Consider the following 22,940-nt stretch of genomic DNA (forward strand, 5'->3'; position numbering starts at 1 on the left):
AGATGGCGATTAACACAAAGGAACCGTCTGCCTTTTTATCTCTTCGAGTTTCAAACAAGGACTATAGAAGGGGCGGAAGGTGAAAGATGGAATCTCATGCAAAACGTAAAGGATGGTGGAGCAGGCCAGCAAAGGTCTTGCTGTCGCTGACACTGGTGGCCAGCGGTTTCTCTTCGGCAGTTGTGACATCGAAGGTGCACGCGGCCAGCGGAACTCCAGGCGGAAGTCTTCAGGCGCCGGTATTATGGCTGAAGGCGGATGATGGCGCAGCGGCTGCAAATGGAGGATTGACAGGCTGGCAGGATCGTTCTCCTAACCCTGTGGCGTTCACGCTCGACCTTCCTAATGGGGCAAAAGTTCCGCAGTACAATGAAAGCGGAGTGAATTTTAATCCGAGTGTGAAGTTTGCCAATCCTTTAGGCGCGTATCATTATAGTTCGTCGGCGAAGCTGCTGGGTGACAAAGCGATTACATTCCGGTCAGGGTATACGGTGTACAAATGGCCGGAGGATGGAAGTGCAGGGGCTCTCGTTGGCAGCTCGGATCAAAAGTCTTCCAACGGTGTAATTGTTATGGGCGGCTATGGTAACAGTGTAAGTACAGGTCCGGGTGAAACAAATGTATACACTTATGTCGCTTCGACGATTCGGGATAGGCACCAGCTTGTAAATTATCAAATAGGAGCACCGGGCCATACCGCCAGTATTGACGGGAAAAATACAACTGTTACAAGGAGTGTTTTTCCAGCCTTCTCCTTCACCCCGTCTATTGGAGCGACTAATGCGCCTGCCCAGTATAACTGGTCCGGTCTGAATGCGGAAGTAGCGGAAATTATTTTATATGACACCATCACAAGTGCTGATGCAGCGAAGATTGAGACATATCTTGCTGTAAAATACGGCATCACTTTAGACCATGACTACATTGGTACGGATGGTACTCTCCTGTGGAGCAAGACGGCCAACGCGGCGTATCATCACAATGTGGCGGGCCTTGGCAAAGACATTCTGGAGGAGCTGGACCAGAAGCAAAGCCGAAGCATTAATAAAGACACACAAGTCGCAATCGGTCTGGGCGGACTTGCTGAAGCAAACAGCGGAAATACGGCTGCGCTTGCGGATAAGCAATACCTCATCTGGGGCGATAATGGCAAACCTGTTAAATTCACTGAACAGCTTGGCTCGACGGATTGGTATCTGGCCCAGCGGATCTGGAAGGTTCAGAATAACGGGACTGTAGGAGAGGTGGAAATCGCCATTCCTGCATCGGCTGCCCCGGGAGCCGTAAAGCTGCTGGTGAGCGATACGGACACGGACTTCGCACAAGCCACTGAGTATGAGCTCAGTTCAATCACACTTGCCAATAAAGCTCACTATGCTGCGAAGGTGACGCTCAAGGATGGGCAATACTTCACTTTTGCGGCAGAGGCTCCTGAGCTTCAGAACTCTCTGCTGGAACAAATTGCGCAGGATGGACATGAGATCGTGCTGGCCTTCGACCAGGAGATGACCACGGACAATCTGGCAGGCTTCATTGTTGAGGTTGGAGGCACAGCCGTGCCTATAAGCAGCCTCACCTACAGAGTGGACTCTGCCGATTCCAAGAAGCTGATTTTGACGCTGCCTGAGGGAACGGATGTTAAAGGGAAAACGGTGAACGTGTCCTATGATGGCACGGGTTCGCTCAAGAGCACTTACGGAGCCCCTGCTAAGCCGTTTGCGGTCAGTCCAAGGGATCAATTCATTGATTCACTTAAGATCACCCAGCCTGCGGGAAGTCCGGTCAATGTACCTAAACCTGAGATTACAGGAGAGGCTGAAGAGGGTTCTGCCGTAGCAATTGTAATCAGGGATAAAGATGGACAGATCGTAACTGGCGCAGGCGGAAATGCTGTGGTTGAAGCAGACGGGACATGGTCGTTCACCCCGGGCAGCGACTTACACGATGGGAAGTACACCGTTGAGGCGACAGCAACCAAAGGTGTGAAATCTGCAGTTGCCACCAAGGGGATTACGGTTAATCTTCCGGTGCCCGCAATTGAGATCACAGCTCCGGGCGGAGAGACGGTAACCGATCCCAAGCCGGAGTTCCAGGGAACGACAGATCCTGGGGCTACAGTAACGGCAGTCATCAAAGATGAGGACGATAAAACCATCGGAACTCCCACAGTTACTGTGAATGCGGATGGCACATGGAGCTTTAAGCCGGAAGCGGCACTGCCGTATGGCAAATACACGGTAGAAGTGACTTCGGCCAAAAACGGAAAAACCAACATGGCCTCCAAAACAATTACTGTAGTAGACAAGAGTAAGCTGCAAGCGGAAGTGGATTTGTCTTCCACGCTGGATGAGGAAGACTACACACCTGGAAGCTGGACGAGTTATGAGTCCAAGCTGACTACCGCGCAAGCGGTGCTTACGAGTTCCACGGCTACACAAGCGGAAGTGGATACGGCGCTGGCGGAACTGACCGCAGCGCGTGAAGCACTGGTGCTGAAGCCAGTGGTGGACAAGAGCAAGCTGCAAGCGGAAGTGGATGTGTCTTCCACGTTGGACGAGGAAGACTACACACCTGGAAGCTGGACGAATTACGAGTCCAAGCTGACCACCGCGCAAGCGGTGCTTACGAGTTCCACGGCTACACAAGCGGAAGTGGACACGGCGCTAGCAGAGCTGACCGCAGCGCGTGAAGCGCTGGTGCTGAAGCCAGACAAGAGTAAGCTGCAAACGGAAGTGGATTTGTCTTCCACGCTGATTGATGAAGACTACACACCTGGAAGCTGGACGAATTACGAGTCCAAGCTGACTACCGCGCAAGCGGTGCTTACGAGTTCCACGGCTACACAAGCGGAAGTGGACACGGCGCAGGCAGAACTGACGGCAGCGCGTGAAGCACTGGTGCTGAAGCCAGTGGTGGACAAGAGCAAGCTGCAAGCGGAGGTGGATGTGTCTTCCACGTTGGATGAGGAAGACTACACACCTGGAAGCTGGACGAGTTACGAGTCCAAGCTGACGACTGCGCAAGCAGTGCTTACGAGCTCCACGGCCACGCAGGCCGAAGTGGACACGGCGCTGGCGGAGCTGACAGCAGCGCGTGAAGCGCTGGTGCTGAAGCCAGACAAGAGTAAGCTGCAAGCGGAAGTGGACTTGTCTTCCACGCTGGCCGAGGAAGACTACACACCTGGAAGCTGGACGGAATACGAGTCCAAGCTGACTACCGCGCAAGCGGTGCTTACGAGTTCCACGGCTACACAAGCGGAAGTGGACACGGCACTGGCGGAGCTGACCGCAGCACGTGAAGCGCTGGTGCTGAAACCAGTGGTGGACAAGAGTAAGCTGCAAGCGGAAGTGGATGTGTCTTCCACATTGGATGAGGAAGACTACACACCTGGAAGCTGGACGAATTACGAGTCCAAGCTGACTACCGCGCAAGCGGTGCTTACGAGCTCCACGGCCACGCAGGCCGAAGTGGACACGGCGCTAGCAGAGCTGACCGCAGCGCGTGAAGCGCTGGTGCTGAAGCCAGACAAGAGTAAGCTGCAAGCGGAAGTGGACTTGTCTTCCACGCTGGATGAGGAAGACTACACACCTGGAAGCTGGACGGAATACGAGTCCAAGCTGACCACTGCGCAAGCGGTGCTTACGAGTTCCACGGCTACACAAGCCGAAGTGGACACGGCGCTGGCAGAGCTAACTGCAGCGCGTGAAGCGCTGGTGGAAGTGCCTGTGGTACCAGTAGTGGATAAAAGCAAGCTGCAAGCGGAAGTGGACTTGTCCGCTATTCTGGACAAGGAGACCTACACGCCAGCAAGCTGGACGAGCTACGAGTCCATGCTGACCGACGCGCAAGCAGTACTGGCAAGCGCTACTGCCACGCAGGCGGAGGTGGACGCTGCACTGGAAGCATTGCAGGCGGCTTACCGGGCATTGGTTCCCAAGAGCGGTCTGGCAAGCATTACGCCATCGGCTGGTGCGATTCAACCCAATGTGACGGCGAGCGTGTACGAATACAGTCTAAATGTGGAGTACAAGGTCTCCGAGCTTCAACTGACATTGGCAGCCGCTCATCCGGACGCAGCCATTACGGTTAACGGCCAGGCGGCCGGGACGGGGCAAGCAAGTGCTGCGGTGACACTGAATGTAGGCGATAATACCGTAACCATCGTAGTTCGGGAAACGGATGGCAGCGAAAAAACGTACACGGTTACCGTGAGACGCCAATCCGCGCCTAATGAGCCTTCTCAGACACCTTATGTCCCTTCTAATACACCTACACCGGCTCTACCGGTAATAGAGAGAATAACTGTAGATGTTGAGGCCATAGGCTATGGAATTGTTGCCAAAACAGAAATTGAAAGAACTACAAATAATGATGGCAGCAAGAGCGATAAAGTGACGTTTACAACGGCCAAAGCTCTTGAAGCGGTTGAAAAGACCTTGGCAGCCCAATCGCCAAGCGTACGTATTCTTATTCCGGACAAACAGGATATCGTAAAAGATGTCCGTGTGGAGCTGCCGGATGCGGCAGTGAAGGCTGTACAAGACGCTGGCCTAAACCTGGAAATCTATACGGATAACGGCATGATTACCATTCCGAATGCCTCGCTCAGCGGCCTGAATCCGAACCTGTATTTCCACCTGATTCCTGTCAAACAGGAAAGCGAGCGCAAACAGGTAGAAGAACGGGCCAGAACGGAGCAGATTGTCCGCAAGGCACTGAACAATGGCAACGTCTATGTGGTAGATCGTCCAATAACGATTGAAACCAATATGACAAGCCGCCCGGTAACAATCACCCTGCCGCTCGACAGCAGTCATGTACCGGCAGAGGCACGTGCAAGAGATGCTTATCTGTCGAAGCTGGCTGTGTTCATTGAGCACAGTGACGGAGAACGGGAATTGGTGAAGCCCGCAGTTGTAGCTTACGGGGACAACAAGCTGGGCCTGACTTTCCCAATCGGGAAGTTCAGCACCTTCACTATTCTTAATCTGGACAACGGAGCAGACGGAAGCCACCGCGCTTATATGGTCGGTATGCCGGACGGAACGTTTAAGCCGGAGAACGCGCTGACCAGAGCGCAGGTAGCCATGATTCTCTACCGGGTGCTGGCGCTGCAAGGTGCAGACGCAGCCCCATATTCGGATGTCTCAGGCAGCCACTGGGCAGCAGAAGCTATCCGTCAGGTTACAGGTGCCGGACTAATGAAGGGCATGACAGACGGAAGCTTCAGACCGGAGCAGAGTATCACCAGAGCGGAAATGGCAGTCATCATTGCGCGCTGGAAAGCACTCTCAGGTACAGGAGAACACAGCTATAACGATGCTCTTGGCCATTGGGCGGAGAAGGCAATCGGCCAAACGAAAGAGGCCGGTTATATGGAAGGGATGCTGAATGGCAGCTTCCAGCCGGACAAAGCCTTGACCCGTGCCGAGGGAGTAACTGTGTTCAACCGGATTCTGGAAAGAGGGCCGCTGTACGGTGAGACCGTGCCAGTATGGTCCGATGTGCCGATGATCCACTGGGCGTTCCATCAGATTGAGGAAGCTTCACGGGATCATAACTACACAAGCCGGCCGGAAGGCGGCGAGATGATGATCAAGCCATAAATAAATAAATAAGGAAGGGCTGTCCAAGTCATGAGGATGACGGGGGCAGCCCTTCTTTTATTGGAATGCTTCATCATATGATCTTTCGTATGGGCTCCGGCTTAATTTTGCAGATGCAGCCTATACTCATGGGCCGTGATGCCATACACACTTTTGAAATGCCGGTTCAGATGGGTCAGGTCCGTGAAGCCGAATTCGGCCACAGCGGCATAGATATCCTTATTCTTCTCGATGAATTGCTTGGCATGCTCGACCTTGCAGTTCAGGAAGAATTGATAGGGCGAGGTTCCGGTATGAGCTTTGAACTCGCGGATGAACTGGTATTTGGATAGATTGAACTCGCGCACGAGATCGTCGAGTTTCAGTACATGGTCCAGGCTGCAGTACATCATTTCTTTGGCTTTGGTGGCAAAAGCATTGTTCATCCGCCGTGCGGTCTGTATTTCCGTATGGGACAAGCGGTTGGCGAGCTGGATAAGCAGTTCGCTGCTAAGTGACTCATCGGCACTGCTCTGGACAGCGTGACTGAGATTACAGATACAATGCGCCAGCTCCCTGTCATAGACGATAGGAGTGGCGAAGCGAAGTTCCTGTTGGCCCACAATCTCTGTCATCAGGTCCGGCTTGATATACAGCATGATGTAGTCAATGCCTGCCCGGTCATAAGAGCTGCCGTCATGAACCTGCTCCGGGTTAAACAGCATGACACCATTCCTGTGCGAAGCCTGCCGGGTGCCGTCCAGTGTATATTGCTGAATGCCGCGCAGGGTAACGCCGACGGCGTATTCTTCGTGGCAATGTTTTTTGTAGGTGAAATCCGTCATGCTGGCCGATAAGGCGAGGATCTCGGCAGACTTCCTGTAATTGAATTGCTCCATCCTGACCACCGCCGTTCTATAAAATTCCGGATACCATTACAGCAGAGTATACTAGAAACAGAGCCATTATACTATTCATCAGCATCTGATGCCGCTCCAAAAAGCTCTTGAATACGGAGCCGAAGACGACCCAGGCTGTGAAAGCCAGGAAACCGATCACCGTAATGACGATGACGAAGATGAAGGAAGCTGCGGGCGAGCTATAGTAGGGCATGACATAACCCGGGATAACCGTCAGCGTGAACAGCAGCACCTTCGGATTGGCGAACTGCATCAGCAGCCCGGAGAGGAAGCCTGAGGCCTGCTGGCCTGCCGCTTCAGAACGGCCCATCCTGTACACCTGATAAGCGAGGTAGAGCATATACAGGCTGCCGATGATCTGCATGACACCGAGAATATGCGGAAGGATGTCAGCAAGCAAGCGGTTCAGCAGAGCGGATGCGGCAAGGAGCAGTCCGAAGGCGAGTGTGGCTCCGAGGACGTATCCCATTGTTTTCCTGGCCCCATGGTGTTGCACAGAGGAGAGGATCACAATATTGGTCGGGCCGGGTGTGAAGGTAACCACAATACAATAGATGATAAAGGAAAGGATATTCATGATGACCTCCGGTGAAAGTAGTTCCATGAATATACACCGGGGCAGCGAATCGCTATAGTACATTATTGCAGTCCGCTATTCCTTTAACTAAGAGAACTCCACAGTGTCAATATACCCATCACCATCACGAATGATCCCATCCATAAGCCCACGGCCCCTCTGAAGCGCATGGAGCTGATGTAGGCGTCACTGGGTTCACTATCACCTTTCATTTTCCAGCTTTCACTCGCCTGCCAGGTGAAGGTAGGGTTTTTGCGCACATATAAGCTAAATAAGTTAACTGCAATTCCAAATAACAAGATGAAGATTGCGCTAAAAGTTTCGATGATCATCAGCTCCTCGGTAGGTTCAAATTTGCCGCCGTTTGTATCTAATACGTTACTTGGTTAAGGGGAGGTTTCACAAATATAATAAACGTGAAGTATAATAGTCCGATAGTATTTCTTCTGAAGGAGAGTCCTTTGTGTTCAAAATAATGCTAATCGAAGATGATATCACCCTGTTCGGGGAGATCAGGGAGAGGCTTGCCCAATGGTCCTATGAGGTGTACGGAATTACAAATTTCGGTAAGGTACTGCAGGAGTTCTCGGAGGTAAAGCCCGATCTGGTGGTGATTGATATCCAGCTGCCGCAGTTCGACGGCTTCCATTGGTGCCGGATTCTGCGCAGCCACTCCAAGGTGCCGATTATCTTCCTCTCCTCCCGGGACCATCCAAGTGATATGGTGATGTCGATGCAGCTTGGGGCCGATGATTTCATTCAGAAGCCGTTCCACTTCGAGGTGCTGATTGCCAAGATTCAGGCCATCCTCCGCCGGGTCTATAATTATGCCAAGGAAGGCACGGAGCTGAAGACCTGGCGCGGAGCGGCAATTGAGTTCGTGAAGAATACAGTCACGGGCAGCGGGGGAGCGGCTCTGCTGACCAAGAATGAGATGCTGATTCTCAAAATCCTGCTGGAGCGCAAAAACACTATTGTAGAGCGTGAGGAGATCATCACCAGCCTGTGGGACAACGAGCATTTTGTCAGCGATAATACGCTGACTGTGAATGTGAACCGGCTGCGCAAGAAGCTGGAGCCGCTCGGTCTGGATGCCTACATAGAGACTAAGGTGGGGCAAGGGTATATGGCGACTGAAGAGGCGGCAGAATGATAAGGAAATACATCACCGAGAAGCGGAGCTGGCTGCTCCTGCTGGCCGCCCTCCAGCTGATTATTATATTCGTGGCCTATATTGATTCTGCCATCCCGCTGCTGCCGGTCCTGTACATTGTGCTCCTCAATACGCTGCTTTGCCTGGCCTTCGTCTTCCTGAGGTATTCCCGGGAGACCCGGTTCTACAAGAGCCTTGCCTCTTGGGATCAGATCTATGAGCTGCAGGCGGTCCTGGAGCCGGGCAGTCCGATGGAGCGGCTCGTCCACGAGGCGGTGAGCGCCCAGACGGACCGTTACAAGCGCGAATCCTCCGTGAATGTCGGGCTGCTGGAATCGGAGAAGGACGAGCTGCTGGCCTGGATACATGAGGTCAAGACCCCGCTGACTGCTATGCAGCTGATGATAGAGCGCCTGCCGGACGAGACCCTGCAAAGACAGATGATGTACGAATGGCTGCGGATTCATCATCTGCTCGACCAGCAGCTGCACCAGAAGCGGATTCCCTTCATCCGCAATGATCTGTTCATTGAGAAGGTCGGTCTTGCTCCTATTCTTAATAAGGAGATCCGGGCATTGAAATCCTGGTGCATCTCCAAACGCATCGGGTTCGATGTGGAGCTTGAAGCTGAAACGGTACTGACAGACGGTAAATGGCTGGCCTTCATGCTGCGGCAGCTCCTGACCAATGCTGTGAAATACAGCGAAGCCTCCGATATCTTCATCCGGAGCAGTGAGGAGGGCGGCCATGTTGTGCTTGTCATTGAAGACAGCGGACAGGGAATTGACCCCAGGGATCTGCCGCGGATCTACGATAAGGGCTTCACCTCATCGCGATTCCGCCAGGAGGGGGCAGCTACCGGCATGGGGCTGTACCTGACCCGGCAGGTTGCGGAGCCGCTGCTGATTAGACTTCACGCTGCTTCCGTGCTTGGGCAGGGGAGTGTATTTACGCTGACTTTTCCAAGGGAAAATGACTTTCAGCGGCTGACAGGTATGTGACAATAGTGTCACATGCCTGTTCCATTTGTTCGGCGAAGCGCAGGAGAATAATCATCCACCCGCTTATGATAGAGCTATAGAAAAGGAGTGGGGAACAGATGCTTATTATGCAGGCTAACAAAATCTATAAAACCTATGGTAACAAATTCAATAAACAGGAAGTCCTGAGGGGCATTGATCTTCAGGTGGACAAGGGCGAATTCGTCGGAATCATGGGTCCGTCCGGGTCCGGCAAAACGACGCTTCTGAACGTATTGTCCTCCATTGACCGGGTAAGCAAGGGCACAATCGAAATTGAGGGCAAGGAATTCACCGGGATGAAGGAGAAGCAGCTCGCCGAGTTCCGCAAGCATCATCTCGGGTTTATTTTCCAGGATTACAATCTGCTCGACACCTTGACCGTCAAGGAGAACATCATGCTGCCGCTGTCGATTACAGGCATGTCCAAGAAGGAGGCGCACCAGAAATTCGACCAGGTGGCAGGCGAGCTGGGAATCTACGAGCTGAAGGACAAATATCCGGCGGAAATCTCCGGCGGGCAGAAGCAGCGTACGTCGGCGGCGCGGGCATTCGTGCATGATCCGAGCATTATTTTTGCCGATGAGCCTACAGGAGCCTTGGATTCCAAATCTGCGTCCGATCTGCTAAACAAGCTGGCCGCCATGAACAGCAAGCGTGAAGCCACCATTGTCATGGTTACGCATGATGCTGTGGCCGCAAGCTACTGCAGCCGTGTCGTCTTCATCCGGGACGGGCAAATCTACACCCAGCTGAACAAGGGGGAGGAATCGCGGCAATCCTTCTTGGGTGATATTATCAGCACTCAGGGCGTACTTGGCGGTGTCACACAATGAGTCTGAATTATATTATCCTGCGCAACCTCAAAAAGAACATTAAGAACTATTATCTCTACGTGTTCGCGCTTATTTTCAGTGTGGCCCTGTACTTCTCCTTCGTGACGCTGCAGTTCGACCCGGCCATGCACGAGGTTAGCGGTTCGATCAAAGGCGGGGCTGCCATCGGCGCGTCCTCCGTCCTGCTGGTTGCGATTGTGGCCATCTTCCTGCTGTATGCGAACACCATCTTCATCAAGCGCCGCAGTAAGGAGATCGGGCTGTTCCAGCTGATCGGGCTGACCAAGAGCAGAATCTTCGTGCTGCTGAGCGCCGAGAATCTGATTCTATATTTCGGATCGATGTTCGCGGGGATCGGTGCAGGGTTCGTGATGTCACGGCTGATCCTGATGATTCTGTTCAAAATCCTGGAGGTCGATCAGGTCGCTGCGCTGCGCTTCTCCCCCGAGGCCCTGCAGCGGACGGTGCTTGTTTTTGCCGCTGTGTACGTGCTGATTATGATCATGAATTACACCTTCATCCGGGCCCAGAGCATTCTGTCGCTGTTCAAGGCTACGGCCACTTCCCAGACGCGTATTCAGAGAATGTCGCTGTGGGAGGTTGTGATCGGCCTGCTCGGGATTGGCAGCATCTGCGGAGGGTATTATGTGTCCGGGGAGCTGTTCAGCGGCAGATTCACGGGGTTGAACGGGCTGATGTACGCAATGATTGCCATCCTCGCCCTAGTGATTATCGGAACCTATCTGTTCTACAAAGGCTCAGTCAGCTTTCTCTTCAATCTCATCCGCCGCAGGAAGAAGGGCTACCTGTCCATTCGGGAGGTATTATCACTCTCTTCCATTATGTTCCGGATGAAATCGAATGCCCTGCTGCTGACGGTCATCACTACGGTATCCGCGCTGGCGATCGGCTTGCTCTCTCTGAGTTATATCTCATATTATTCGGTGGAGTCCTCCGCGCGCGAGAGCTCGCCGCATGATTACGGCTTCCTTCAGAAGGCCGATGAGACAGGATTCCGGGAGGCGCTGGATCAGGCTGGCATAGGTTATACCACGCTGGAGATTCCAACGGTGCAGGTAGAGGTGGATCTTAAGGAGGTCGTGGATACTAAAAATTTCTCCAACAATGACACCAGTCTATTGGCTACCGTGATTAGTGAGAGCAGTCTGAAAAACATGGATTTGCAGCCGGGCGAGGTACGGATTATGGGTTACACAACTACGAAGCAAACCATGCTGAAGCTGAAGGATCGCGGTGAATTGGACTTGTATATCAAGGGTGGGGTCATTAAGCAGCAGCTTACAGGTTTGTCTGAGCAGTCTGTGCTGCCGTATTATTTTGGCGGAGGGATCCTGGGGGTGTTCGTGGTGGATGATTCAGTCTTCCAGGAATTGCTTCAGCATAAAGATCCGGATGAGCAAAAAAGAGTGAGCGGCGAAGGAATCTATTACGGTATCAATCTTACCGGGTCCTCGCAGGCCAAGCAGGCTTATGAGATTTATACGCAGCATAAGCCGGAGCTGCAAAGCTTCTCGCAATATGAATTTGAGTTCAACCAGCGGACCAATATGGGCCTCATTATGTTCATTGTCGGATTCCTGGGCCTGACGTTCCTGATCACCTCCGGCTGTATTCTCTATTTCAAGCAGATGGATGAGAGCGAGGAGGAGCGGGAGGGATATACGATCCTGCGCAAGCTGGGCTTCACCCAAGGGGATCTCCTGAGCGGCATCCGGTTCAAGCAGTTGTTCAATTTCGGTATTCCGCTGGTAATCGGCCTGTGCCACAGTTATTTTGCGGTAAAATCCGGCTGGTTCTTCTTCGGGACCGAGATGCTTACTCCGATGTTCGTCGTTATGGGGCTGTATACCGTGCTGTATTCCATCTTCGGCCTTCTGTCGGTCCTGTATTACAAGCGGGTAATCCGGGAATCCCTGTAATTATATGCAATGATGAGGATAGCCTTGGGGCTGTCCTTTTCTTTTTGCGTGTATGTAATTATATTGTTGCAAGTTCATAAGGGTTCAGCTCTTGCCTTACGCAAAACAGGCAGCGATAATGGTATAATAAGACCGAAACGGAGCAGACCAAATGTTATCGCCCGGCAACAGGGCTTTCCGTAGAAGAGATTCAGAAGTTAAAGCCGCTACAGTAAAAGTAGCAGAGCTATCAGATTACAGACAGAAGAGGTGGGGGCGTGTCAGTTACAGTTGGGGAGATTAAATCGATTAACCGTTATCCGGTAAAATCCTTTGCAGGAGAGGCACTGGAGGCCTGTAAGGTTGTATCTTACGGAGTGGAGGGGGACCGGTATTGTTCCTTTTATGATATGACCAAAAAAGACTGGTCCCAGTATATCACTGCCCGCAAGATTCCGAAGATGATGTCTTATAAAGCGGAGTATACGGAGGAGGATATCCGTGTAACGGCTGCGGATGGCCGGGTGTTCGGCTGGGACCAGGAGCTGCTTAGGGAAATTCAGAGTCTGACCCGGACGGAAATTACGATGTCAGCGCTTAAGGCGCCGCACCCGGAGGAACAGTATCCTCAGCTGCTGTCTGTAGACGCGGCCAGCATTCTGCTGGTAACCGATAAGAGTCTGAAGAACCTTGAAGCCATGTGGGGAAAGCCTGTAGACCAGCGCCGCTTCCGGGGCAACTTCCTCGTGGAAGTGAGTGAGGACTCGCTCGGAGAGGAAGAGTGGCTCGGCCGCCGTCTGTCGATTGGCAGTACAGTGCTTCAAGTGGATAGCTATTGTGAGCGCTGCGTGATGATTACGACCGACCCGGATACGCTGGAGCGGGACAGCTCGCTGCTGAAGCAAGTATACAAAGAGCTTAAGCAGCAGTTCGGCGTCTACGCTTCCGTTATCACTCCGGGAGAGGTCCGGCTGGGCGATCAGGTAGTGGTGCTGGATAGCTAAGCTGGACAGAAGCCCTACGCTCTTGCCAAAGATGAGCGGTCACCTACATAATGTCTTTAGCGACTATAATGTTGTAAGTTTTACAACTTTGATATCTCAGCAGCGGCACCGTTGGGAGAATTGTTGCACAGATTGCAGGAATTGTCCGGAATAACTGCCTTATGCGAAGGAATTGCTGCATTTTATGCAATATTCTCGGATTAGCGGGAGTTCGATCCGGGGAATGTTGCAATTCGTGCAGGATATGTAATTACGGACAGCTAAATGGGGTGAAAGATATGCTGGAGTTGTCTATGGATCATGCGGATGAGCTGGTGAAGGTGACACACGCGCTCTCTACGGAGCTAAGACTCAGAATGCTGGCGCTGCTTAACAGCCGGAGAATGAATGTGGCGGAGCTGGCGGAGGCGCTGGAGATTCCGGTATCCACGGCAGCCTCCAATGTGAAGGTGCTGGAGCAGGCAGGGCTGATTGAGACGGAGCTGTTGCCCGCTTCACGCGGGGCGATGAAGGTATGCAGCCGGATTTATGATGACATCAAGATCACGATCAATGCTCCGCAGCGCCGCCTGCAAGCCGGTCAAGGCGAATATTGCTATGAGATATCCATGCCGATCGGCAATTTCACCGCCTGCGAAGTGGCGCCTACCTGCGGGATGGTCAGTGAGAACGGTCCAATTATTTCGGAGGACTCACCGGCGGGATTTTTTCATCCGGACCGGGTACAGGCCCAGCTGCTCTGGCTGCGCAAAGGTTATCTCGAATACCGCTATCCGCTGGAAATTCCTCAAGGAGCGGTGCTTCACCGGATTCAGTTCTCCATGGAGATCTGCTCGGAGGCACCGAATTACGAGAATGACTGGCCTTCGGATATTACGCTCTGGATTAACCAGGTGGAGGTGGGGACCTGGACCTCGCCCGGCGACTTCGGCGGCAGACGCGGGAAGCTGAATCCCTCGTGGTGGATTGATACGGGAACCCAGTTCGGCGCACTCAAGACCTGGAGTGTAGATGACACACGCAGTACCATCGACCACCAGGAGCTATCCGCTGTTAATCTGGAACAGCTGGGTCTCACAAGGCAGAACCACGTGGATCTGCGGCTGGGCGTGAAGGAGAATGCAGTCTTCAAGGGCGGCATGAACCTGTTCGGCAAAAAGTTCGGCGATTATGAGCAGGACCTGGTGATGAAGATTTTTTATAGCGTGGAGCCTTAGGATGAATAACATAGGGATTAGCGAAGAACCTGGAGCTTTGGCTTCGGTTCTTTTTTTGCGCCGCCATTGACATCTCAGCGGATTCTGTAATAATTAATACATATATATTGTATTAAAACAAAATTATTGTTCATAAGGAGCGTGCGTATTACCATGACAACCCGGCACTATATCAAGGATTATCCGCGGCCGCAGTTCGTCCGTGATGTATGGCAGAGCTTGAACGGGGAATGGGATTTCCGGTATGACGATGACAACGCCGGTGAACGGAAGAAGTGGTACGAGGCGCTGAAGGGTGATCTGAAGATTCAGGTTCCGTTCACGTATGAGACGGAGGCCAGCGGAATCGGTGAGACCGTGTTCCATCCGTATGTATGGTATGAGCGGGAATTGCAGCTGCAAGAGGGCATGGGCAACAAGCGGGTCCTGCTGAACTTCCAGGCGGTAGACCACGTGGCGAAGGTGTGGGTGAACGGCAGCTATGCCGGGGGGCACCGGGGCGGGTATGCGGCGTTCTCGCTGGATATTACCGATTATCTGAACACGGGTACAGGAGCAGTCAACCGTCTGACCGTCAAGGCAGAGGACAGCCAGAGCTGCACACAGCCCCGGGGCAAGCAGCGCTGGGTGGATGACAATTTCGAGTGCTTCTACGTGCAGACGACGGGAATCTGGCAAAGTGTGTGGCTGGAGTATGTATCCTCTTCGTATCTCAAGTCTGTCAAAATCACCCCGGATCTCGATAACCGCTCGGTCCGCTTTGAATACGAGGCCCAGGTGGCAGCCCCGAATCTTCGCCTGGAGACCCGGATCAGCACGCAGGAGAAGACCTTCAAGCAGGTCTCGCTGCATATCGACCGGTCTTGGCAGCAGCTGGATGTAGAGCTGACCCATGAAGCGAATGGCCCGTGGAAGCTCCAGTCGTGGTCGCCCGCTTCGCCGGTGCTGTATGAGGTGGAGTTCGTTCTGTACGAAGGGGACAAGGTGATCGACCAGGTCTATTCCTACTTCGGCCTCCGCAAAATCTCCATCGAGCAAGGCAAGGTGCTGCTCAACAACACGCCGGTGTATCAGAAGCTGATTCTGGATCAGGGCTATTGGCCGGACAGCCACCTGACTCCGCCTTCGGAGGAGGCGCTGGTTGCCGATATTGACGCGATTCTCGCGATGGGCTACAACGGTGTCCGCAAGCATATGAAGATTGAAGATGCGCGCTTCCTGTACTGGTGTGATGTGAAGGGGCTGCTGGTCTGGTCGGAGATGGCGGCCACCTATGAGTTCAATGATGAGGCAGTGGAGCAGTTCACGAAGGAATGGACCGAGATTGTCCGGCAGCAATATAACCATCCTTCGGTGATTACGTGGGTGCCTTTCAACGAATCCTGGGGCATCCCGCAGATCTACACGAACAAGCGGCAGCAGAAATTCACGGAAGGCATCTATCATCTGACCAAGGCCATCGACCCGAACCGTCCGGTTATTGTGAATGACGGCTGGGAGCATACGGTCAGCGACATTATTACCCTGCATGATTATGAGGAGAGTGGAGCGGTCTTGCTAGAGCGTTATGCAGATTCCGGCAGCGTGCTTGGCGGCAGCTCCTCGTTCAATAACTGGAAATTCGCGATGGCCCAGGGCTACGAGTACCGGGGTCAGCCTGTCATAGTCAGTGAATTCGGCGGCATTGCCTTCGACACCGGCGAAGGGTGGGGCTATGGGGAGCAGGTCAGCAGCACGGAAGCCTTCATTGAACGGTTCCGCAGCATCACGCAGGCGATCAAGGACACCCCGTACATCTGCGGATACTGCTACACTCAGGTTACGGATGTGCAGCAGGAAGTGAACGGACTGCTGAATGCGGACCGGACCCCGAAGATTCCGCTGGACGAGATTCGTAAGATCAACCGGTAGAAAGGTCTATCCTCAGAGCGGAGATCAGGTGACCAGCTCCGGGACCGGACAGAACCCGGGGTTCGCAGCGCACAGAGCAGTGGTGAAGTCTGGCCGGGTTTTCCTCAGCACAGCGAAATAACTACGGATGACATGGTTCAGCTCAGGGCTGCCATTCTGGAAGGAGAGGGATTTAAGGGTCTGGACATGAGTGTAATAGTATTTGGTCTTCTGCTTGGGCAGCTTGTAGACGGTTGGCGGAACATACGTTGTGACGTCAAAAAGATTGGCATAGCGGTAGCTGCTGCGCACGTAACGGCTGAAGGCCTTGGCAAAATCCGGGTCCCCGACACGCGGAGACCCGTAGGTATACAGCCGCGGGGCGGTGAAGGCAGAATTGGCAGCAACATCCAGCGCACACAGAGTGGCCAGTGCCCCGCCAAGGCTATGGCCTGTTACATATAGCGTCTTCTCCGGGGACAGAGTACCAAGCACGGAGAGAATGGCATCCCGAGCGGATGCATAGATATCCGTGAACCCCCGATGGGTCAGGCAGGGCTCTTTAAGGTATTGGAACGGTTTTTGCGCGGCATTCATGTTGGAGAGCCAATCATTTGTGGAGATGCTGCCACGCCAGGCCACAATGATCTCCTGCTGTGATTCCAGAATGAAGCCGAACAGCTCCCAGACATTGCCCATCGATTTCGCCTGGAAGCTGTGCACGGCCGAGAACCCCGCCGGCACCACGAATGCACCCTCTGCATTGGCAAATTGAGTGTAGGTCTGTCCGCAGACAGCCGCCAGGAAGATCGCCCACTCTTCTTCATCTGTCCTGTTATTCATTCCGCATCCCGCCCTTCTTTTCTATCTGTGTATGATCAGAAGGCGGGATTGGTGCCTATTCGTATGGTGACAGCATAGACGGACCGCGTATATAATTAATCCATTGTCTGCCAAATACATATAAGGTAAAGCAAACGTAAGGGATTGCGGGAATGGAGGAGGAAATGGAAATGATTGAGGAACGTATTCCTTTGAAGAAATCAAGCATAAACGCCAAGTTTTCTTTAAATGACAAGCCTGTCGTCCTGTTGCTTCATTTCAGCGGCGGGAACCTGCATATGTGGGATGGAGTTCTCCCGCAACTGGAGCAGGACTACAGCATCCTTGCACCGGATCTCCGGGGGCATGGCCGCTCGGACAAGCCGGAGACTGGCTATCATATTGACGAGATGGCAGAAGATATGTATCAGTTACTGAGGCATTTGCAGGTGGAGAAGTGCCACGTAGTAGGAAGCTCCATGGGAGCGCAGGTAGCGGTCAGTCTGGCAGCAGCTCATCCGGAGCTTGTAGCGTCCCTGGTGTGTGAAGGTGCGCTGAATAACGAATTTGGAGAATACGGTATATTTAACGGTACGGCGGAAGAGATGAATCAGAAGAAAGCGCAGCTCCGGGCAGAACTGGAGGAATGGAAGGAACCGTGCTATGACAGCCTTGAATCCTATGTAGCCGGGCAGAGGGATGAGCTGACAGCGGAGGGCCTGTGGAATGAATATTTCTGTGCGTTCTATACGCATAGTCTGGAGCAGCATCCAGACGGCAAGTATATCTATTGTTGTCCGAACCGTGTCAGAATCGAATACATAGAGAAGTATTGGGAGCTGTCCTTTGAACACTATTATCAGACAATACAATGTCCGGTCCTGTTCCTGCCCAGCGAAGCGGAAGGGAACGATGAACGGGTCCGCAGCAGTCTGAATGCCTTCGCAGAGCTGCTGGACAGCTATGAAATTGTGCTGATCCCGGATTCGCTTCATGCGTATGTCTGGATGCAGCTTCCGCTTCAGGCGGGTCAGGCTGTGCGGGATTTTCTGGACAAGCAGCGCTAACCCTACCAAGCATATAAAGAAGCCCGGTTCAGAGACAGGACTCCGAACCGGGCTTTGCTGTGTGAAGGATGATACCTATTATCAGTTCTTATTCGCCCTCCGGCGGATCTTCAACTACCCGGTCAGGCAGCTGAGTAACATAACTGTCGGACATGCGCAGCAGCTCCAGCGCCCGGGTGAATTCATCCTCTGTCGATTGAAGCAGATCCGTCCCGTCACCGGATAACGTATAATGCTGGCCATCCTCGAACCCGCTGCCTGACAGGAACAGCTCTTCATTATTAACGAATGAACCCGTAGGCAGGTAATAGCGCTGCGGCAGCAGGTTATACGCCGTCTGATTAAGCAGATCCTGTCCGAAGTGGATATGATAGTCCAGCGGGACACCAAGCAGATTGGCAACGGTCGGCAGAATGTCCACCTGGCCGCCTAACTGCTCCTTCAGTGCCGGTGCCGTAACGCCGGTGGCTGAGATGATCAGCGGTATATTAATCAGGTCACGCTCATTATACTCATGCTCCAGGATTTCCTGCAGCAGGACTTTATCCTCTTCCTTCAGTGAGAAAATCGGCAGTCCCCGGTGATCGCCGTAGAGTACGATTACACTATTGTCCCATACCCCGCTGCCCTTAAGCTCTTCTATGAACTGGCCGAGGGCATAATCGGCATAATTCTCCGCCCGGATATAGTCGCCGACCAGTGTCCCCTCATACCGTTCCGGCAAGGTCATCTTGTATTTGCTCTCCGGGATCGAGAACGGATTATGTGACGACATCGAGATGACATGGGCATAGAAGGGCTGTTCACGCTGATCCATCCGCGCAAGCTCGGCAGAGGTCTTTCGGTAGAGGACTTCATCCGATGAGCCGTAGAAGACTGCATCCTCTTCACCGAAGTAGGTTTTGTCGTAATATTGATTGAAGCCCAGCGCCTTATACAGCTCCCCGCGGTTCCAGAACTCTACATTATTGGTATGAAAAGTCGCGGTATCATACCCCTGTGCCTCCAGCAGCTTCGGCAGACTCGGCAGCTCCTTCGGAGCATACTTATCTGTGGCTGGACCGTCCGGCGGCACATAAAAGGAAGTGTTGACGATGAATTCGGCATCCGAGGTATTGCCCTGGCCTACCTGCTGAAAGAACCGGGGGAAATAGTAGCTCCCGCCAGCCAGCTTATTCAGGTTCGGCGTGATTTCGGTTCCGTCCACCGACAGGTTGATCAGGAAGTTCTGGAGCGACTCCATCTGCAGAATGATCAGATTCTTGCCCTTGGCAGCTCCGAACAGGACCGGATCAGCCTTCTGCTGAATGCCCTTTGTCCTATCGATACCGGCCTGAGAGATTTGCGCAGGGTCCATAGGCTCCTCTGCGGGTTCACGCAGCAGGGCGTAAGCTTCATAATTGAGAATGCCCATTTGCTCTGCCTTGACATTCTCGTTCATACTGGCTTTATTGGGGAAGATATTCATCATGCACAGCGTAAGCGAGATACAGAACAGGATAGCTACCGCCTTGCGGTTGCTGGGGCGGGACATGGAATGCTTCCAGGCCAGCGCTTTCTTCCGTCTGAGCATGATCAGGCTGATGATAATGATGTCTACGAAGATAAGCATATATTGCGGATGCACGACAGCGAATATACTTTTTTTGACGGCGCCTACCTGCTTGACCTGACCGAAGACTTGGGACGTAGCGATCATCCCAAAATGATTATGATAGACGATGAGAGAGAAGAACAGGACGGTAATGAGCAGATTGACGAGCAGATAGATCGCGACCTTGTGCTTCGTGGCGAACCATTCGATGAGGCAGAACAGCAGCAGCACGAATGGGATTTCCTTCAGCCAGGTGGTCCAGGTTGGACCGTCCTCGAATAAGTAATACCAGGCGAAATAACTCTTCACCAGCATGATCAGCGAGAAGAACAGAATCGACCTTTTTCGAAGCGGACGTGATTCCTTGTAAGGCATTGCGTATGCGCATCCTTTTCTATATAATCCATTAATTCTATTACAGGGCCGAGTTCAAAATCAACCGGATTTAAGGGCAGTTTGGTGAAAAATAAAGGTGAAAATTCGCCGCATATACGTTATTCTCTAAGAAGCATCCGGGAAGTTGAACCGTTGATAAACGAAGCAGGAGGAACAACCATGACAAAAGAATTCTCGCGCCAATATACAGACAGTGTGAAGCAGGAATTATTGAACAGACTCGGCCTGAAGCAGGTGTATTTCAAGGGACAGCAGGGAGAAGACCTGTTATATGAAGCAACGGGCTTTGACCGCGGCACCTCGCATAAGTTCTGTGTTAGAACGCGGAAGGGCACCGTTGACGAATGGGTAGGCGGGAAGTGGATGAAGGTCCGCAGCTTCTCGATTGCCGCCAAACAGGAGGGATCAGAATGAGCAGCTATTCCCATTTGCAGTTACAGGTACAGCCTTTGACAGAGATCAAGCATCTGAAGATTCATGGCAGAACGACCGGAGCGCTTAACCCCCTGACGTTATTCTGGACGGGCAGTGCGATAGAGGTGAACCTCCAGGCCTCTGAGCTGTGGCTTGAAGTGGAGTCCGGTTACGATCATCACGAGTCTTGGATTAGTATATTGATTAACTCCGTTCCCGTCAGCAGACAGATGGTGAATGCCGGAAGGCACTGGGTCTGCGTATTCAGAGGAATGAACCCTGAGCGGGTGAAGAATATCCGGATTGTAAAAGAGGTCCAGGCGATGAGCGGGGACCCCGGCGCTTATCTTCAGTTCCATGCGGTCCGCACAGACGGCAGCTTCCTGCCTGTTGAAGACAAGCCGTACCGGCTGGAGTTCGTCGGTGACAGCATCACATCAGGTGAGGGCGTCATTGGTGCCAAAAGTGAGGAGGACTGGATTCCCGCCTGGTTCAGCGGCGTGCATAACTATACAGCGATCACTGCCGAGGCTGTGCAGGCCGAATTCCGGGTGATCTCACAGAGCGGATGGGGCGTGCTCTCCAGCTGGGACAACAATCCGCGAGGCAATATCCCTGATATCTACGAGCAGGTCTGCGGTCTGCTGACCGGTCCCCGTAATGAAGCGCTTGGGGCGCATGCGATGAATGATTTTGCGGCCTGGCAGCCGGATGTGGTAGTAGTCAATCTGGGTACCAATGATGACGGCGCGTTCAACTCCCCCGAGTGGCTGGATGAGGACACCGGACGTATCTATAAGCAGCGGCTGAATGAAGACGGAAGCTATCATGAGGAGGATCTGGCCGCCTTCGAGGCCGCAGTCACGAGGTTCCTGGCGAAGCTCAGAAGCTATAACCCCGGGGCGCATCTTCTCTGGGTGTATGGAATGCTGGGCCTCTCCCTGATGCCGGCGATCCACCGCGCGGTGGATGGATACATGAGGACTACGGGAGACAAGGATGTGTCGGTGTTCCAGCTGCCGAATGTGACGAATGAGACGATGGGCGCGCGGACTCATCCGGGCTTGCCGGCGCACGAGCAGACTGCCCTGGAGTTAAGCGGCTATATCCGGGGACTTTTGTCAGGGTCATAACTGTAACGGCATATCCATTGAACAGTATAAGTTGCGGGAGCGCTCATCAGCTGATGAGCGCTTTGTGCTGCAATTCATCTGCTTGACAAACAAACCGTCTGGACGGTATAGTAAATGACGAGGTGATGATTGTGAACAGTAATTCCAAACGCAGTCTGATTCTGGCTGCAGCTTCAACGATTGTTAGGAATAGCGGAATTGAGAAGCTTACACTTGAAGCGGTGGCTGCTGAAGCAGGAGTGAGCAAGGGCGGTCTGCTGCACCATTTTCCGAGTAAAGACGCATTAATCTACAGTATGGTTTCGGGCATCACAAATGATTTCGTTGCAGATGTCCAGAAGAGGGCGGCCCAGGATACGCGGGAGCAAGGGAAGTGGAGCCGTGCTTATTTGCAGTCTACCGTGGAAGCTGATCAGGATGGGCAGGACATGAATGTTGCTCTTAACGCAGCGCTTTTTACAAACGGTGAATTGCTGGATGAATTAAGGAAGCATTACACCGTCTGGCAAGAGAACATCGAGAATGATGGGCTGGACCCGGTAATTGGCTCCATTGTCCGGCTGGCTGTAGACGGCCTGTGGTTATCGGAGGTATTCGGGATCGGCGAGATCAGCGATGACATGCGTGATAAGGTCATCCGGAAATTATATGAAATGATTCATTAAGGAGGCAACCCCATTGAATGCTTATGTGTTACTATCCTTAGCCATTGTGAGTGAGGTCTTCGGCAGCTCTATGCTTAAGGCATCGAACGGGTTCAAAAAGCTGCTTCCCTCCGTTGCGGTGGTCGCTGGCATGGGCCTGGCGTTCTTCAATCTGTCACTGGCGCTGAAAGAAATCCCGCTCGGGACAGCTTATGCCATCTGGTCTGGCGTGGGAACGGCGTTAACTGCATTGGTTGGCGTGCTGGTCTATAAGGAACGTCTGAATGTGCGAAAAATAGCAGGCTTAATCCTCATCATTGGCGGTGTGGTTCTGCTGAAGCTGTCAACGGGGGTGTAGAGATGAGAGGTTACTTAGCGCTAAGCATTGCTATTATTTCAGAAATCTTCGGTACGACTATGCTTAAGCTCTCCGATGGATTCAGCAGTGTGCTGCCGTCGATCGGAGTAGTGCTTGGAATGGGCCTGGCTTTTTACTGCTTATCGATCAGTCTTCGCACCATACCTCTGAGCCTGGCTTATGCCATCTGGTCTGGCGTGGGGACAGCGCTGACAGCACTGATCGGCATCCTGATCTGGAATGATCCGTTCAATCTGCTCACCGGCATAAGTCTGCTGATCATTATCGGGGGGCTGGTGCTGCTGAATTCACCGGATAAGGCTGGCGGGGATAACGCCCCTGAAGCTGCGGAGAATTAGGTCTTGCTTATCAAGCCTCCGGTATGCTGAAAT

19 protein-coding genes are annotated in these 22,940 nt (G+C 52.9%); 14 read left to right on the forward strand and 5 right to left on the reverse strand.

Features of this window, described 5'->3' with window-relative positions; all coding sequences use genetic code 11:
- The first annotated feature begins 86 nt into the window (after nt 1-86).
- The gene (locus MKY96_RS08840) at nt 87-5,606 is read left to right on the forward strand and encodes an S-layer homology domain-containing protein (RefSeq protein WP_340939873.1); all 5,520 of its coding nucleotides are present in this window, start codon (nt 87-89) and stop codon (nt 5,604-5,606) included.
- A 101-nt stretch (nt 5,607-5,707) separates the two neighbouring features.
- Here the strand turns inward: MKY96_RS08840 and MKY96_RS08845 are convergent, their stop codons facing one another.
- The 3 genes from MKY96_RS08845 to MKY96_RS08855 all read right to left on the reverse strand — a co-directional run bounded on the left by MKY96_RS08845 (nt 5,708) and on the right by MKY96_RS08855 (nt 7,414).
- Nucleotides 5,708-6,484: an AraC family transcriptional regulator gene (locus MKY96_RS08845; protein WP_340939875.1), complete on the reverse strand. Its 777-nt coding sequence runs from the start codon at nt 6,482-6,484 to the stop codon at nt 5,708-5,710.
- A gap of 16 nt (nt 6,485-6,500) precedes the next feature.
- Entirely contained in the window at nt 6,501-7,082 is a 582-nt protein-coding gene (locus tag MKY96_RS08850) for a LysE family translocator (protein ID WP_340939877.1), read from the reverse strand.
- A gap of 83 nt (nt 7,083-7,165) precedes the next feature.
- A complete protein-coding gene (locus MKY96_RS08855; protein ID WP_340939879.1) occupies nt 7,166-7,414 on the reverse strand; it encodes a DUF6199 family natural product biosynthesis protein in 249 nt (82 codons plus the stop codon).
- 131 nt (nt 7,415-7,545) lie between these two features.
- On the opposite strand from MKY96_RS08855, the gene MKY96_RS08860 reads away from it, so the two are divergent.
- The 7 genes from MKY96_RS08860 (at nt 7,546) to MKY96_RS08890 (ending at nt 16,141) form a co-directional block, all read left to right on the forward strand.
- The gene (locus MKY96_RS08860) at nt 7,546-8,235 is read left to right on the forward strand and encodes a response regulator transcription factor (RefSeq protein ID WP_340939881.1); all 690 of its coding nucleotides are present in this window, start codon (nt 7,546-7,548) and stop codon (nt 8,233-8,235) included.
- Complete coding sequence (locus MKY96_RS08865; RefSeq protein ID WP_340939883.1) at nt 8,232-9,236, forward strand: sensor histidine kinase; 1,005 nt, start codon at nt 8,232-8,234, stop codon at nt 9,234-9,236. The genes MKY96_RS08860 and MKY96_RS08865 overlap by 4 nt, the downstream gene beginning before the upstream one ends.
- 98 nt (nt 9,237-9,334) lie before the next feature.
- Nucleotides 9,335-10,090, forward strand: coding sequence for an ABC transporter ATP-binding protein (locus MKY96_RS08870; RefSeq protein WP_340753012.1), 756 nt, complete (start codon nt 9,335-9,337; stop codon nt 10,088-10,090).
- A complete protein-coding gene (locus MKY96_RS08875; protein ID WP_340939886.1) occupies nt 10,087-12,030 on the forward strand; it encodes an ABC transporter permease in 1,944 nt (647 codons plus the stop codon). The genes MKY96_RS08870 and MKY96_RS08875 overlap by 4 nt, the downstream gene beginning before the upstream one ends.
- Before the next feature lie 257 nt (nt 12,031-12,287).
- Nucleotides 12,288-13,013 (forward strand): MOSC domain-containing protein, encoded by a 726-nt coding sequence (locus MKY96_RS08880; protein WP_340939887.1) that lies wholly within the window; start codon nt 12,288-12,290, stop codon nt 13,011-13,013.
- Between the two features lie 293 nt (nt 13,014-13,306).
- The gene (locus MKY96_RS08885) at nt 13,307-14,230 is read left to right on the forward strand and encodes an ArsR/SmtB family transcription factor (protein ID WP_340939888.1); all 924 of its coding nucleotides are present in this window, start codon (nt 13,307-13,309) and stop codon (nt 14,228-14,230) included.
- 153 nt (nt 14,231-14,383) lie between these two features.
- Nucleotides 14,384-16,141 carry a glycoside hydrolase family 2 protein gene (locus MKY96_RS08890; protein WP_340939890.1) on the forward strand — a complete coding sequence of 586 codons (1,758 nt, stop codon included), beginning with the start codon at nt 14,384-14,386 and terminating at the stop codon, nt 16,139-16,141.
- Between the two features lie 24 nt (nt 16,142-16,165).
- Here the strand turns inward: MKY96_RS08890 and MKY96_RS08895 are convergent, their stop codons facing one another.
- Nucleotides 16,166-16,963: a lipase family protein gene (locus MKY96_RS08895; RefSeq protein WP_340939892.1), complete on the reverse strand. Its 798-nt coding sequence runs from the start codon at nt 16,961-16,963 to the stop codon at nt 16,166-16,168.
- 170 nt (nt 16,964-17,133) lie between these two features.
- Between MKY96_RS08895 and MKY96_RS08900 the strand changes: the two genes are divergently transcribed.
- Nucleotides 17,134-18,009 (forward strand): alpha/beta fold hydrolase, encoded by an 876-nt coding sequence (locus MKY96_RS08900; protein WP_340939894.1) that lies wholly within the window; start codon nt 17,134-17,136, stop codon nt 18,007-18,009.
- Nucleotides 18,010-18,097: 88 nt separating this feature from the next.
- Here the strand turns inward: MKY96_RS08900 and MKY96_RS08905 are convergent, their stop codons facing one another.
- Nucleotides 18,098-19,978 carry an LTA synthase family protein gene (locus MKY96_RS08905; RefSeq protein ID WP_340939896.1) on the reverse strand — a complete coding sequence of 627 codons (1,881 nt, stop codon included), beginning with the start codon at nt 19,976-19,978 and terminating at the stop codon, nt 18,098-18,100.
- 180 nt (nt 19,979-20,158) lie between these two features.
- Here MKY96_RS08905 and MKY96_RS08910 point away from each other — a divergent pair, with 180 nt between their 5' ends.
- The 5 genes from MKY96_RS08910 (at nt 20,159) to MKY96_RS08930 (ending at nt 22,907) form a co-directional block, all read left to right on the forward strand.
- Nucleotides 20,159-20,413, forward strand: a complete 255-nt coding sequence (locus MKY96_RS08910; protein WP_340939897.1) for a hypothetical protein — start codon at nt 20,159-20,161, stop codon at nt 20,411-20,413.
- A complete protein-coding gene (locus MKY96_RS08915) occupies nt 20,410-21,546 on the forward strand; it encodes a GDSL-type esterase/lipase family protein (RefSeq protein WP_340939898.1) in 1,137 nt (378 codons plus the stop codon). Before MKY96_RS08910 ends, MKY96_RS08915 begins: the two co-directional genes overlap by 4 nt.
- A gap of 131 nt (nt 21,547-21,677) precedes the next feature.
- Nucleotides 21,678-22,211 (forward strand): TetR/AcrR family transcriptional regulator, encoded by a 534-nt coding sequence (locus tag MKY96_RS08920; RefSeq protein WP_340939900.1) that lies wholly within the window; start codon nt 21,678-21,680, stop codon nt 22,209-22,211.
- A 13-nt stretch (nt 22,212-22,224) separates the two neighbouring features.
- Nucleotides 22,225-22,548, forward strand: coding sequence for a DMT family transporter (locus tag MKY96_RS08925; protein ID WP_340939901.1), 324 nt, complete (start codon nt 22,225-22,227; stop codon nt 22,546-22,548).
- A 2-nt stretch (nt 22,549-22,550) separates the two neighbouring features.
- The gene (locus MKY96_RS08930) at nt 22,551-22,907 is read left to right on the forward strand and encodes a DMT family transporter (protein WP_340939902.1); all 357 of its coding nucleotides are present in this window, start codon (nt 22,551-22,553) and stop codon (nt 22,905-22,907) included.
- The last annotated feature ends 33 nt before the right edge of the window (nt 22,908-22,940 follow it).

The sequence above is a fragment of the Paenibacillus sp. FSL R7-0302 genome (assembly GCF_038006885.1).
In the GTDB taxonomy this organism is placed as follows: Bacteria; Bacillota; Bacilli; order Paenibacillales; family Paenibacillaceae; genus Paenibacillus_AQ.

What these genes read in the sequence shown, in the direction of transcription:
- MKY96_RS08840 (WP_340939873.1), top strand. Translation starts at nt 87, where the DNA reads ATGGAATCTCATGCAAAACGTAAAGGATGGTGGAGCAGGCCAGCAAAG.
- MKY96_RS08845 (WP_340939875.1), bottom strand. Translation starts at nt 6,484, where the DNA reads ATGGAGCAATTCAATTACAGGAAGTCTGCCGAGATCCTCGCCTTATCG.
- MKY96_RS08850 (WP_340939877.1), bottom strand. Translation starts at nt 7,082, where the DNA reads ATGAATATCCTTTCCTTTATCATCTATTGTATTGTGGTTACCTTCACA.
- MKY96_RS08855 (WP_340939879.1), bottom strand. Translation starts at nt 7,414, where the DNA reads ATGATCATCGAAACTTTTAGCGCAATCTTCATCTTGTTATTTGGAATT.
- MKY96_RS08865 (WP_340939883.1), top strand. Translation starts at nt 8,232, where the DNA reads ATGATAAGGAAATACATCACCGAGAAGCGGAGCTGGCTGCTCCTGCTG.
- MKY96_RS08870 (WP_340753012.1), top strand. Translation starts at nt 9,335, where the DNA reads ATGCTTATTATGCAGGCTAACAAAATCTATAAAACCTATGGTAACAAA.
- MKY96_RS08875 (WP_340939886.1), top strand. Translation starts at nt 10,087, where the DNA reads ATGAGTCTGAATTATATTATCCTGCGCAACCTCAAAAAGAACATTAAG.
- MKY96_RS08885 (WP_340939888.1), top strand. Translation starts at nt 13,307, where the DNA reads ATGGATCATGCGGATGAGCTGGTGAAGGTGACACACGCGCTCTCTACG.
- MKY96_RS08890 (WP_340939890.1), top strand. Translation starts at nt 14,384, where the DNA reads ATGACAACCCGGCACTATATCAAGGATTATCCGCGGCCGCAGTTCGTC.
- MKY96_RS08895 (WP_340939892.1), bottom strand. Translation starts at nt 16,963, where the DNA reads ATGAATAACAGGACAGATGAAGAAGAGTGGGCGATCTTCCTGGCGGCT.
- MKY96_RS08900 (WP_340939894.1), top strand. Translation starts at nt 17,134, where the DNA reads ATGATTGAGGAACGTATTCCTTTGAAGAAATCAAGCATAAACGCCAAG.
- MKY96_RS08905 (WP_340939896.1), bottom strand. Translation starts at nt 19,978, where the DNA reads ATGCCTTACAAGGAATCACGTCCGCTTCGAAAAAGGTCGATTCTGTTC.
- MKY96_RS08910 (WP_340939897.1), top strand. Translation starts at nt 20,159, where the DNA reads ATGACAAAAGAATTCTCGCGCCAATATACAGACAGTGTGAAGCAGGAA.
- MKY96_RS08915 (WP_340939898.1), top strand. Translation starts at nt 20,410, where the DNA reads ATGAGCAGCTATTCCCATTTGCAGTTACAGGTACAGCCTTTGACAGAG.
- MKY96_RS08930 (WP_340939902.1), top strand. Translation starts at nt 22,551, where the DNA reads ATGAGAGGTTACTTAGCGCTAAGCATTGCTATTATTTCAGAAATCTTC.